The organism is Streptomyces blastmyceticus (genome assembly GCF_039521185.1).
In the GTDB taxonomy this organism is placed as follows: Bacteria; Actinomycetota; Actinomycetes; order Streptomycetales; family Streptomycetaceae; genus Streptomyces; species Streptomyces blastmyceticus.
Genome location: NZ_BAAABW010000026.1, coordinates 98,438 through 112,355, shown reverse-complemented (window position 1 = coordinate 112,355; position 13,918 = coordinate 98,438). Strand labels below are relative to the sequence as shown.

Here is a 13,918-nt window from a genome sequence, read left to right as displayed (position 1 = left end):
CGGAGCGGAAAGAGCGGAACATGACCACGCCCAGCGAAAAAGTAGTCGAAGCTCTCCGCACCTCCCTGAAGGAAGCCGAGCACCTGCGCCGGCAGAACCACAAGCTCGTCGCCGCGGCCACGGAGCCGATCGCGATCGTGGCGATGGGCTGCCGGTACCCCGGAGGCGTGAACTCGCCCGAGGACCTGTGGGAGCTCCTGGCCGCCGGCAAGGACGCGATCTCCGGCTTCCCCACCGACCGCGGCTGGGACCTCGCCGCCCTGCGGGAGGCCGGGGTCGACAAGCGCGGCAACACCGTCAGCCAGGAAGGCGGCTTCCTCGACAGCGCCGCCGGCTTCGACGCGGGATTCTTCGGGATCTCGCCGCGCGAGGCCGTCACCATGGACCCCCAGCAGCGGCTGCTGCTGGAGACCTCCTGGGAGGCGATCGAGCGCGCCGGCATCGACCCGGCGTCCCTGCGCGGCAGCGGCACCGGCGTCTTCGTCGGAACGAACGGACAGGACTACGCCTACCTGCTCGTGCGCTCACTCGCCGACGCCACCGGCGACATCGGCACCGGCATCGCCGCCAGCGCCACCTCCGGACGGCTCTCCTACACCCTGGGCCTGGAGGGCCCGGCGGTGACCGTCGACACGGCGTGCTCCTCCTCGCTCGTGGCCCTGCACACGGCGGCCCACGCCCTCCGCGCCGGCGAGTGCTCGCTGGCGCTGGTCGGCGGAGTGAACGTCATGTCGTCCCCCGGGTCCCTGATCGAGTTCAGCCGGCAGGGCGGGCTCGCGTCGGACGGCCGCTGCAAGGCCTACTCCGACGCGGCCGACGGCACCGGCTGGTCCGAGGGCGTGGGCGTCCTCCTCGTCGAACGGCTCTCCGACGCCCGCCGCAACGGGCACCCCGTCCTCGCCCTGGTGAAGGGCTCGGCGGTCAACCAGGACGGCGCCTCCAACGGCTTCACCGCCCCCAACGGGCGGGCCCAACAGCGGGTGATCCGGCAGGCCCTGGCCGCCGCGGGGCTCTCCGCGCAGGACGTGGACGCCGTCGAGGGCCACGGCACCGGCACCCCGCTCGGCGACCCGATCGAGGCCCGGGCCCTGCTCGACACCTACGGGCAGGGGCGCGACCCCGAACGGCCGCTGCTGCTCGGGTCGGTGAAGTCCAACCTCGGCCACGCCCAAGCGGCCGCCGGCGTCGCGGGCGTCATCAAGACCGTCATGGCGATGCGGCACGGAGTGCTGCCCGGCACCCTGCACGTGGACGCGCCGTCCTCGCACGTCGACTGGTCGGCAGGCGCGGTGGAACTGCTCACGGAGCCGCGGGCGTGGCCGGACGTCGACCGGCCGTGGCGCGCCGGGGTGTCGTCCTTCGGGATCAGCGGCACCAACGCCCACGTGATCCTGGAGCAGGCGGAGCCCGCCGAGGAGCCGGCAGAGGCCCCGGCGGCCCCGCCCGGCGTCGTGCCGTGGCTCGTCTCGGCGAAGTCCGAGGAGGCCCTGACGGCCCAGGTCGAGAGGCTCCCGTCACCGGCAGGGTCGCTTTCGCCGACCGACATGGGCTTCTCGCTGGCCACCGGACGGTCGGTGTTCGAGCACCGCGCCGTGCTGCTCGTCGGCGGGCCCGACGGAGGTCCGGTCGAGGCGGCCCGGGGACGCGCGAGCACGGGACGTTCGCTCGCGGTGCTGTTCTCGGGGCAGGGTGCGCAGCGGGTGGGGATGGGCCGGGAGTTGTACGGCCGTTTCCCGGTGTTCGCTGAGGCTTTGGATGCGGTGCTGGCGCATTTCGATGGTGATGTGCGTGAGGTGATGTTCTTTGATGTGGAGCGGTTGAACGGGACGGGGTTCACTCAGCCTGCTCTGTTTGCTGTCGAGGTGGCGTTGTTCCGGTTGGTGGAGTCGTGGGGTGTTCGCCCGGACTTTGTCGCGGGGCATTCGATCGGTGAGATCGCGGCGGCGCATGTGGCGGGGGTGTTCTCGTTGGAGGATGCCTGCCGTCTGGTGGGGGCGCGGGCGCGATTGATGAACGCGCTTCCTGCAGGTGGTGCGATGGTCGCCGTTCAGGCCGGAGAAGGGGAGGTTGTCGCGCGGCTGGTGGACGGTGTGTCGATCGCCGCCGTCAATGGCCCCGAGTCGGTTGTCATCGCCGGTGATGAGATCGAAGTGCTGCGTATTGCGGAGGAGTTTGCCGCCGAGGGTCGTAAGACGCAGCGTCTGTCGGTGAGCCATGCTTTCCATTCGCCGTTGATGGATCCGATGCTGGATGAATTCCGCCGGGTCGCCGAAGGCATTTCGTTCCAGGCTCCGCAGCTTCCGATGGTTTCGAATGTGACGGGCGAGCTCGCTGGCGAAGAGCTGGTGTGCTCGGCGGAGTACTGGGTCCGGCATGTGCGGGAGACCGTCCGTTTCGCCGACGGTATACGTGCTCTGGCCTTCGAAGGCGCTTCGGTCTTCCTGGAGTTGGGTCCGGATGGTGTGCTGACGGCGATGGCTCAGCACAGCCTGGATGACACCTCCGTGGCCGTACCGGCCCTCCGCAAGGACCGCCCCGAGGAAACCGCCCTCCTCACCGCCCTCGCGCGGCTCCACGTCGTCGGTGTCGGAGTCGACTGGGCCGCGTGGTTTGCGGGCACGGGCGCCCGCCGCGTGGACGTCCCCACGTACGCGTTCCAGCACGAGCGGTACTGGCCGAAGCCGGCGGCCCCGGCGGGCGATGTGTCCGCCGCCGGTCTGATACCCGCGGAACACCCGCTGCTGGGCGCGGCGGTGTCGCCCGCGGGCTCCGGCGGCATGCTGTTCACGAGCAGGCTGTCGGCGTGGACGCACCCCTGGCTGCTCGACCACGTGGTGGACGGCGTGCCCGTCTTCCCCGCCGCCGGATTCCTCGAACTGGCCATCCGGGTGGGCGACCAGGTCGGCTGCGACCGGGTCGACGAACTCACCTTCGGCGAGCCCCTCGTGCTGCCCGAGGAAGGCGCCGTGCTCCTCCAGGTGTGGGCCGGTGCCCCCGACGCGGCGGGTGCGCGCAAGGTGAGCGTCCACTCGCAGATCGCCGACTCCGTGGACCAGGCGTGGACGGAGCACGCCAAGGGTGTCCTGAACTCCGGTGAGAGAACAGCCGAGTTCGACGCGTCCGTGTGGCCGCCGAGCGGAGCCGTGGCCGTGGACCCGGAGGACCTCGCCGAGGGCACCGGGCACGGCCCGGTGTTCCGGACCCTGCGCGCGGTCTGGACCCGCGGCGACGAGACGTTCGCCGAGGCGGCGCTCCCGGGCCAGGCGGACGACGCCGGGGCCTTCGGGCTGCACCCCGCGCTGCTGGAGGCGGTCACCCAGGCGGCCGGGCCCGCCGCGGACCTCGCACCGGCGTCGTGGGCAGGCGTCTCGCTGCATGCCAGTGGCGCTCCAGCGGTGCGGATACGCGTCGCGAAGACCGGCGACGACGCGTTCTCCGTCGCCGTGGCGGACCTCGCGGGCGCGCCCGTCCTGTCGGCGGACTCGCTGGTCCTCGGCGCCCGGACGGCCGTCTCCGCGCGCCGCGACGGAGCGGAGCGGGGCGCGCTGCTGCGCCTGGAGTGGGTGGCGGCCCCCGAGGTACGGGCTCCTTCCGGCGAGGTCCGGAGCGTCACGCTCGGCGCGGACGGTCCTGCGTCGCTGACGGACGTCCCGGATCTGGTCGTGGTCCCGGTGTCGGGTGCGGGCGGCGACGTCCCGGGCGCGGTGCACGGGCTGACGGCACGCGTCCTGGAGTTGGTGCAGGAGTGGCTCGCGGGGGAGCGGTTCGCCGACTCGCGGCTGGTGTTCGTGACGAACGGAGCGGTGTCCGGCGGCGATCCGGCCGGCGCCGCGGTGTGGGGTCTGGTGGGGTCGGCGCAGTCGGAGCACCCGGACCGGTTCGTCCTGGTGGACGCCGAGGACGCGGACGTACCGGCCCTTCTGCCGGCCCTGCCGGGCCTGCTGGCCTCGGGCGACGCCCAGTTCGCCGTGCGCGACGGCGCCGTGTGCGTGGCCCGGCTGGCCCGGCTGCCCGAACGGGCCGACGCCCAGGCCGCCGCCCCCGGGTGGAACGCGGACGGCACGGTGCTGATCACGGGCGGTACGGGGGGCCTGGGCGGTGTGCTGGCCCGGCATCTGGTGGCCGAGCGCGGCGTGCGGCACCTGACGCTGGTGAGCCGCCGGGGCGCGGCGGCCCCGGGCGCGGCGGAGCTGCGCGACGAGCTGACCGCGCTCGGCGCCGAGGTGGTGGTCGAGGCGTGCGACGTCGCCGACCGTGCCGCGGCCGCGCGGCTGCTGGCCGCCCTGGAGCGCCCGCTGGCCGCGGTCGTCCACACGGCCGGTGTGCTGGACGACGGCGTGGTCACGTCGCTGTCCGCCGAGCGGCTGTCGGGCGTGCTGCGGCCGAAGGTCGACGCCGCCTGGCACCTGCACGAGCTCACCCGGGAGACGGACCTCGGCGCGTTCGTCGTCTTCTCGTCGGCCTCGGGCGTCATGGGCGGCGCGGGCCAGGGCAATTACGCCGCAGGCAACGTCTTCCTCGACGCGCTCGCCCGGCACCGTGCGGCACTCGGCCTGCCCGCGCAGTCGCTGGCCTGGGGAGCGTGGGCGCAGGCCGACGGCATGACGGGCACCCTGTCCGAGGCGGACATGCAGCGCATCGCGGCGTCCGGCGTGCCGCCGCTGTCGGTCGAGCAGGGCCTGGCGCTGTTCGACGCCGCCATCGCGTCGGACGAGGCGTACGTCGTCCCGATCGGCCCCGTCGCCCCGGGCACCCGGGTCCGCGGCGAGGTACCGCCGCTGCTGCGGGGCCTCGTCAAGGGCGCCCGCCGCACGGCCGCGAGCTCCGCGGGTGGCGCCGAAGCGGCCGCGACGCTCGGCCGCCGGCTGCGCGAGGCGCGGCCCGACGAGCGCGTGCGCTCTGTGGTGGATCTGGTGCGGACGGAGGCGGCCGCCGTGCTGGGGCACGCGTCGGCGAAGGCCGTCGACGCGCGGAAGGAGTTCCGGGACCTGGGGTTCGACTCGCTGACCGCCGTCGAGCTGCGCAACCGGCTGACCGCGGTCACGGGGCTGCGGCTGTCCGCGACCCTCGTCTTCGACTACCCCAACCCCACCGCACTCGCCGAACACCTCGTCTCGCAGCTCGTGGACGAGGCCGCGGCCGACGCGGGCCCCGCACTCCTCGCGGAACTCGAACGGATCGACTCCGTGCTCGCCGCGGGCGAGCCGGATGCCCGCACCCGGGCCGCCGTCGCCGGCCGTCTGTTCCAGATGCTGGAGAAGTGGCGGGGGACCGAAGCGGAGGACGCCGGCGCCGAAGTCGCCGAGCGGATCGAAACCGCCAGCACCGATGAGATCTTCGCCTTCATCGACAACGAGCTCGGCCGTCACAGCGATCGCTGAATCCGGCCTCCATATTCACAGGGAAGGTTTCTCTCGTCATGTCGAACGACAAAAAGCTCGTTGACTACCTGAAGTGGGTCACGGCCGATCTGCACCAGACCCGCCAACGGCTGCTGGAGGCCGAGTCCGGCAAGCAGGAGCCCATCGCCGTCGTGGGGATGTCCTGCCGGCTGCCGGGCGGGGTGCGTTCGCCGGAAGAGCTCTGGCAATTGCTGGACGACGGACGGGACGGCATCTCGGCGTTCCCCACGGACCGGGGCTGGAACCTAGGCCTCCTCAACGGGGACGGAAGCGGCGGCAGCGCGCCGGCCGAGGGCGGCTTCGTCGACGCCACCGCCTTCGACGCCGACTTCTTCGGCATCTCCCCGCGCGAGGCCGTGGCGACGGACCCGCAGCAGCGGCTGCTGCTGGAGAGCTCCTGGGAGGCGCTGGAGGGCGCCGGCATCGACCCCGTGTCCCTGCGGGGCAGCGAGACCGGCGTCTTCATCGGCACGAACGGCGTCGACTACGTCGGCGTCGTGATGAACTCCCGCGAGGACGTCGAGGCGCACGGCAGCACCGGACTCGCGGGCAGCGTCCTCTCCGGCCGGCTCTCGTACAGCTTCGGCCTGGAGGGCCCGGCGGTCACCGTCGACACCGCGTGCTCGTCCTCGCTCGTCTCGCTGCACTTGGCGGCCCACGCGCTGCGCAACGGCGAGTGCTCGCTCGCGCTGGCCGGCGGCGTGACGGTCCTTTCGACCCCGATGAGCTTCGCCGGATTCAGCCGACAGGGCGGCCTGGCGGCGGACGGCCGCTGCAAGGCGTTCGCGGACTCCGCCGACGGCACCAGCTGGTCCGAGGGCGTGGGCGTCCTCGTCCTGGAGCGGCTCTCCGACGCCCGCCGCAACGGGCACGAGATCCTGGCGGTCGTCCGCGGCTCCGCGGTCAACCAGGACGGCGCCTCCAACGGCCTGACCGCCCCCAACGGCCCTTCCCAGCAGCGGGTGATCCAGCAGGCGCTGGCGAGCGCCGGGCTGTCGGCGTCCGAGGTGGACGCGGTCGAGGCGCACGGCACGGGCACCACACTCGGCGACCCGATCGAGGCGCAGGCGCTGCTCGCCACGTACGGCCGGGACCGGGACCCCGAGCGGCCGCTGTGGCTCGGGTCGATCAAGTCGAACATCGGCCACACACAGGCGGCGGCCGGCGTCGCGGGCATCATCAAGGTGATCCTGGCGATGCGGCACGGCGTCCTGCCGAAGACGCTGCACGTGGACGCGCCGTCCTCGCACGTCGACTGGTCGGCCGGCGCGGTGGAGCTGCTGACGGAACCTCAGAAGTGGCCGGAGACCGACCGGCCGCGGCGCGCGGGTGTCTCGGCGTTCGGGATCAGCGGCACCAACGCCCACGCCATCATCGAGCAGGCCCCGGCCCCCGAGGAGCCCGGCGCCGGGGACGAGGGCGGGCCGAGGACCTCGCTGTCGGCCGTGCCGTGGCCCGTCTCGGCGAAGTCCGAGGAGGCGCTGGCCGCGCAGCTGGAGCGGATCCGCGCGCTGACGGGCTCTTCCCCGCTCGACGTCGGCTTCTCGCTGGCGACCTCCCGCGCACACCTCGAACACCGCGTGGTCCTGCTGGCCGAGGGCGACGGGACCGTCGAGGTCGCGCGCGGATCGGCCGGGGACAGGTCCGGGAATCTCGCGGTGCTGTTCTCGGGGCAGGGTGCGCAGCGGGTGGGGATGGGCCGGGAGTTGTATGGTCGTTTCCCGGTGTTCGCTGAGGCTTTGGACGCGGTGCTGGCGCATTTCGACGGTGATGTGCGTGAGGTGATGTTCTCCGATGCGGAGCGGTTGAACGATACCGGGTTCACTCAGCCTGCTCTGTTTGCTGTCGAGGTGGCGTTGTTCCGGTTGGTGGAGTCGTGGGGTGTTCGCCCGGACTTCGTGGCGGGGCATTCGATCGGTGAGATCGCGGCGGCTCATGTGGCGGGGGTGTTCTCCCTGGAGGATGCCTGCCGTCTTGTGGGGGCGCGGGCGCGGTTGATGAACGCGCTTCCTGCGGGTGGTGCGATGGTCGCTGTTCAGGCTGGGGAAGGGGAGGTTGCCGCCCGGCTGGTGGAAGGCGTGTCGATCGCCGCTGTCAATGGCCCCGAGTCGGTTGTCATCGCCGGTGATGAGGCCGGAGTGCTGCGTATTGCGGAGGAGTTCGCGGCCGAGGGTCGTAAGACGCAGCGTCTGTCGGTGAGCCACGCTTTCCACTCGCCGTTGATGGATCCGATGCTGGATGAATTCCGCCGGGTCGCGGAGGGCCTGTCCTACGGGGCTCCGCAGCTTCCGATTGTTTCGAATGTGACCGGCGAGCTCGCTGACGATGAGCTGGTGTGCTCGGCGGAGTACTGGGTCCGCCACGTCCGTGAGACCGTCCGTTTCGCCGACGGTATACGCGCTCTGACGTCCGAAGGTGCCTCGGTATTCCTGGAGTTGGGTCCGGATGGTGTCCTGACGGCGATGGCCCAGCACAGCCTGGACGACACCTCCGAGGCCGTACCGGCCCTCCGCAAGGACCGGCCCGAGGAGACCGCCCTCCTCACCGCCCTCGCGCGGCTCCACGTCGCGGGTGTCGAGGTGGACTGGGCCGGGCTCTTCGCTGGCACCGGCGCCCGCCGCACCGACCTGCCCACCTACCCCTTCCAGCACGAGCGCTTCTGGCCCAGGCCCGCCGCGCTCACCGGGGACGTGACCGGCGCGGGTCTGCTGCCCGCCGAACACCCGCTGCTGGGCGCGATGCTCGCTCTTGCGGACTCCGGCGAAGTGGTGTTCACGGGCAGGCTGTCGCTCCAGACCCACCCGTGGCTCACCGACCACGCCATCGGCGGGAACGTCCTGTTCCCGGCGACCGGCTTCCTGGAACTGGCCATGCGCGCCGGTGACCAGGTCGGGTGCGACAGGGTCGAGGAGTTCGTCCTCCTCACCCCCCTCGTGCTGCCGGAGGAGGGTGCCGCACTGGTCCAGGTGCTGGTCGGTGCCCCCGACGAGGCGGGCGTCCGCACGATCTCCGTGCACTCGTGCGCCGACGGCACGCCCGACGGACCGTGGATCCAGCACGCCAACGGCACGCTGGCCGGCGGGGAGCGGATCGAGGACTTCGGTTCGCAGGCGTGGCCGCCGCCGGACGCGGTGGCCGTGGACCTGGAGGGCTTCTACGAGGGGACCGGCTACGGCCCCGCGTTCCAGGGCCTGCGCTCGGTCTGGCAGCGCGGGGACGAGGTCTTCCTCGAAGCCGTGCTGCCGGGCGACGTCGCCGGTGAGGCCGCGTCGTTCGGGCTCCACCCGGCGCTGCTGGACGCGGTGATCCAGTCCCACCGCATGGCCGGTGTCGGCGACGAGGGCCAGCTCCTCATGCCGTTCGCGTGGCAGGGCGTGTCGCTGCACGCGGGCGGTGCCTCGACCGTTCGGGCCCGGGTCACGAAGACCGGCGACGACCGCGTGTCCCTCGCGGCCGTCGACGTCGAAGGCGCGCCCGTGCTGTCGGCGGAGGCCCTGATTCTGCGCGGCACATCGGGAGCGGTGGCCCCGGCGTCCGCGCCACGCAGCGCGGAGTACGACATGCTGCTGTCGCTGGACTGGGTGCCCGCTCCCGAGGTGCCGCCCACCGGGGTCCGGTGCGTGGTCCTGGGCGCCGACGGGCTCGGCGCGGGCGCGTCGGTCGCCTCCCTGACGGACCTCACGGGCCACGAGGACCTGGTGCTGGTTCCCGTGTCCGGTACGGGCGACGACGTGCCCGCCGCCACCCACGGGCTGACGGCCCGGGTCCTGGACCTGGTCCAGTCCTGGTCGGCCGACGGGCGGTTCGCGGACTCGCGGCTGGTGTTCGTCACCTGCGGTGCCGTCGCGGCCGACGAGGGCGAGACCGTACGGGACTTGGCCGCGGGCGCGGTGTGGGGTCTGGTGCGGTCGGCGCAGTCGGAGAATCCGGGCCGGTTCGTGCTGCTGGACACCGAGAAGGGTGACCTCCCGGCCGCGCTCCCGCTCCTGCCGGGCCTGCTGGCCGCCGATGACGCGGAGTTCGTGGTGCGCGACGGTGCCGTGCGGGTGGCGCGGCTGGGTTCGCTGGGCGGCGGTGCGGGGCTTCTGCCGCCTGCCGGGGTGCCGTGGCGGCTGGACTCCAGCGCCAAGGGGAGCCTGGACAAGCTGGTGCTCGCACCGTCCCCGGAAGTCCTGGAGCCGCTCGGGCCGGGGCAGGTGCGGATCGAGGTCCAGGCCGCGGGTATGAACTTCCGCGATGTGCTCAACGCCCTGGGCATGTATCCGGGTGAAGCCGGGCTGCTGGGTGCCGAGGGCGCCGGTGTGGTGACCGAGATCGGTCCGGAAGTGCGTGGACTGCGCGTGGGTGACCGGGTGCTGGGCATGATGTTCGGTGGCTTCGGCCCGGTGGCCGTGTGCGACGAGCGGCTCCTCGCCAGGATCCCTGACGGCTGGTCGTCCGCCCAGGCCGCGTCGGTGCCGCTGGTCTTCCTGACCTCCCTGTACGCCCTGAAGGACCTCGCGGCCCTGAAACCCGGCGAGCGGATCCTCGTTCATGCCGGTGCGGGTGGCGTCGGCATGGCGGCGATCCAGCTGGCCCGTCACCTCGGTGCCGAGGTGTTCGCCACGGCGAGCGAGGGCAAGTGGGACACCCTGCGCGGACTCGGCGTCCCGGACGATCACATCGCGTCGTCCCGCACCACCGATTTCGAGCAGCGGTTCATGGAGGTCACGGACGGCCGTGGCGTCGACGTGGTGCTCAACGCCCTCGCCGGTGAATTCGTCGACGCCTCACTGCGGTTGACCGCTCCCGGGGGGCGCTTCCTGGAGATGGGCAAGACCGACATCCGTGACCCGGAGTCGGTCGCCGCCGTCCGCTACCGCGCCTTCGACCTCGGCGAGGCCGGACCCGATCGGACCCAGGAGCTGCTGTCCGAGCTGCTGGAGCTGTTCGCCGCCGGCGCGCTGCGCCTGCTGCCGGTCGCGACGTGGGACGTGCGGCGGGCTCCTGAGGCGTTCCGCCACATGAGCCGGGCCCAGCACATCGGCAAGATCGTGCTGACCATGCCGCGCACCTGGGCCGCGGACGGCACCGTCATGATCACCGGAGGCACGGGTGGTCTGGGCCGTGAGCTGGCGCGTCACCTCGTGACCGAACGCGGTGTGAAGCACCTGCTGCTGGTGAGCCGGAGCGGCCCGGAGGCACCGGGCGTGTCCGAGCTGCGCGACGAGTTGACCGGCTGCGGCGCCGAAGTCAGTGTGGTCGCCTGCGATGTGGCGGACCGTGAGGCGGTGGCAGAGCTCGTGGCCTCGGTCCCGGCCGAGCACCCGCTGACCGCGGTGATCCACACCGCCGGCGTCCTCGACGACGGCGTGGTGACCTCGCTGAACGCCGAGCGGGTGTCGGGTGTGCTGCGCCCGAAGGTGGACGGCGCATGGCATCTGCACGAGGCCACCAAGAACCTCGACCTGGCCGCGTTCGTGCTGTTCTCGTCCGTCTCCGGCGTCATGGGCACTCCGGGCCAGGGCAACTACGCGGCGGGCAACGTCTTCCTCGACGCCCTGGCCCACCACCGCCGCGCACAGGGCCTGCCCGCCCAGTCCCTGGCGTGGGGCGCGTGGGCACAGGGCAGCGGAATGACGGCCGCGCTGTCCGAGGCGGACATGCAGCGCATCGCCTCGTACGGGGCGTCGCCCCTCTCCGTCGAGCAGGGGCTGGCCCTGCTCGACGCGGCGGGGGCGTGCGACGCGGCTCACCTCGTCGCGCTCGGCCGCGCCTCCGGGCCGGTACGGGTCGCAGGACCCGTACCGCCCGTACTGCGGGGCCTGGTCAAAACCGGCCGCCGCGCCGCCGCCGCGGCCACCGGTGCCGGCACGGCGCAGCAGTTCGCCCGGCAGTTGGCGGAACTGGGCGAGGGCGAGCGCGCCCGCCTCGTGACCGACTTGGTGCGGGGCGAGGCCGCGGCCGTGCTGGGGCACGCGTCGGACCAGGGCATCGAGGTCCACCGGGACTTCTTCGAGCTGGGCTTCGACTCCCTGACCGCGGTCGAGCTCCGCAACAGGATCGCCGCGGCCACCGGGCTGCAGCTGCCCGCCACCGTGGTCTTCGACAACCGGACCCCCGAGAACCTCGCCACGTGGCTGCGCAGCGAACTCGCCGCACGGCCGGGCCCGGACGGCTCCCCGTCCGGCGCGGCGCCCGGGGGCCCGGCCGCCGGGCAGGAAGTGGACTCGCTGGAGCGGATGTTCCTCGACGCGGTGGAAAGAGGCAGGATCCTGGAGGCCAGGCTCATGGTGAAGGCCCTGGGCGGCATCCGCCCGACCTTCGAGAGCACGGCCGAGCTGGAGGACCTGCCGCTGGCCACCACGCTCGCCGAGGGCCCCGGCAGGCCCCGGCTGATCTGCGTCAGCACGCCCACCGCCAATGGCGGCGTCCACGAGTACGCCAGGTTCGCCGCGTCGTTCCGGGGCAGGCGGCACGTCAGCGCCCTGCCGCTGATCGGCTTCGCCGCGGGGGAGCGGCTGCCCGCCACGGCCGAGAGCGCGGCCAGGGTCATCGCGGAAAGCGCGCTGCGCGCGAGCGACGGCGAGCCCTTCGTCCTGGTCGGACACTCCTCCGCCGGAGCGTTCGCCTACGCGGCCGCGTGCCTGCTGGAGAGCACGTGGGGCATCAGGCCCGCGGCCGTGGTGCTGCTGGACACCCTCAGCATCCGGCACGACAACGAAGGAGACAGCGAGGAGCACGACTACCACGGCTTGATACGGCATTTCTTCACGGTCGACGAGGTCTCCCCGGTGCGGATGACCAACTCCAGGCTGTCCGCGATGGGCTGGTGGATGAGCCTGCTCAAGGGACTCGACGTGCAGCACACGACCGCTCCCGTGCTGACCCTCCAGGCGGGGAGGCAGGTTGCCGGTCTCGAGCCCGCCGCGGCCGGGTCCGACGGCCCGGGCGGCGAGGAGACGCCCGCGCTGATCCCGTCGGCCTGCGTCCGCACGGTCGACGCCGACCACTTCTCCATCGTCAAGGAGCACGCCGCACCGACCGCGGAGACCGTGGAGGACTGGCTCGGCTCCCTCGGCGGAGCGTGACAGCACCGCGGCGACGCACGTCGTTCCCCCGACCGACGAGTGATCAGTTCCGACCCATGCGTGAAAGGCAAAACCTTCCATGACCGCTTCCCCCCAGGAACTTCCCTCCCTCAGCCTTGAGACGCCTGCCTTGTTGACGGTGAGCCCGCTGCTGCGCGACCTGCAGGAACAGGGGCCGGTCTGCCGGGTGCGCACCCCCGCCGGGGACGAGGGGTGGCTGGTGACCCGCCACGCCGAGCTCAAGCAACTGCTGCACGACGAGCGGATCGGCCGCTCCCACCCCGACCCGGCGAACGCGCCTCGGTACGTCAGGAGCGCGTACCTGGACCTGATGATCACCGACACCGACGCCGAGGCCGGACGCCAGACGCACACCGAGTACCGCCGGCTGCTCACGCCGATGTTCTCCGCCAGGCGGGTGCGCGACATGCAGCCGCAGGTGGAAGGGGTCGTGGACGCCGTACTCGACCGTTTCATCGCCCAGGGGTCGCCCGGCGACCTGCACGGCGGCGTCTCCACACCGGTCGCCCTGACGGTCCTCTGCGACATCATCGGCATCCCCGTGGAGAGCCGCGAACAGCTGACGACGCTGCTGTCCCAGATGGCCCTGCTCAACGACCGCGAGAGCGTGGAGCGCGGACAGCGCGACCTCTTCGCGTTCATCGAAGGGCTCGTCGAGCAGAAGCGGGCCACGCCCGGCGACGACATCATGACCCGGCTGAGCGAGGGAGGGCTGCCCGAGGCGCGCGTGGCACCGCTGGCGGTGGGCCTGCTGTTCGCCGGTCTGGACAGCGTCGTCACGATCATGGACGACGGCGTGGTGCTCCTGAGCGCCCACCCCGAGCAGCGCGCGGCGGCACTGGCCGACCCGGACCTGATGACGCTCGCCGTGGAGGAAGTGCTGCGGGCGGCCAAGGCCGGCGGGTCGGTCCTGCCGCGCTACGCCTCCGAGGACGTCGAGATCGGCGGGGTGACCATCCGGTCCGGGGACCTGGTCCTGTTCGACTTCAGCCTCTCCAACTTCGACGAGCGGGCCTACGCCGAACCGGAGCGGTTCGACATCACCAGGTCCCCCAACCCGCACATGACCCTGGCCCATGGCATCTGGCACTGCATCGGCGCCCCCCTGGCGCGCATCGAGCTGAAGACGGTCTTCACCAAGCTGTTCACCCGCCTGCCCGACCTGCACCTGGTACGTCCGGTGGACGAGCTGCGGCTGCTGGACGGCCGGCTCTCCGGCGGCCTCACCGAGCTGCCCGTGGCCTGGTAGACCGCACCTCCCCGTGCCCGGCGGCGGCCTCCACCGCGCCGTCCGGGACGTTGCCCGTACGCACACCTCGCGCCCGCCACGCGATCGAGGCCGTGCGTACGGGCAACGTGCTTTAGGGAAACCCACAGTCAGTCTTGAGCAGGATGGCCTTTGATAACGGGTCAGACGTGAGTGTC

Annotated in this window: 3 protein-coding genes and 1 pseudogene; all 4 read left to right on the top strand. The window is 72.5% G+C overall.

Annotation, left to right across the window (positions count from 1 at the left end):
* Positions 1-20 precede the first annotated feature (20 nt).
* The 4 genes and pseudogenes from ABD269_RS23160 to ABD269_RS23150 all read left to right on the top strand — a co-directional run bounded on the left by ABD269_RS23160 (position 21) and on the right by ABD269_RS23150 (position 13,742).
* The gene (locus ABD269_RS23160) at positions 21-5,381 is read left to right on the top strand and encodes an SDR family NAD(P)-dependent oxidoreductase (RefSeq protein WP_344120614.1); all 5,361 of its coding nucleotides are present in this window, start codon (positions 21-23) and stop codon (positions 5,379-5,381) included.
* Positions 5,378-11,524, top strand: a pseudogene (locus tag ABD269_RS23155) (SDR family NAD(P)-dependent oxidoreductase); the annotation flags it as partial. The gene ABD269_RS23160 and the pseudogene ABD269_RS23155, both read left to right, overlap by 4 nt.
* A 99-nt stretch (positions 11,525-11,623) precedes the next feature.
* Entirely contained in the window at positions 11,624-12,472 is an 849-nt protein-coding gene (locus ABD269_RS35410) for a thioesterase domain-containing protein (protein ID WP_425572983.1), read from the top strand.
* A 79-nt stretch (positions 12,473-12,551) separates the two neighbouring features.
* Positions 12,552-13,742: a cytochrome P450 gene (locus ABD269_RS23150; protein WP_344120610.1), complete on the top strand. Its 1,191-nt coding sequence runs from the start codon at positions 12,552-12,554 to the stop codon at positions 13,740-13,742.
* Positions 13,743-13,918: the final 176 nt, after the last annotated feature.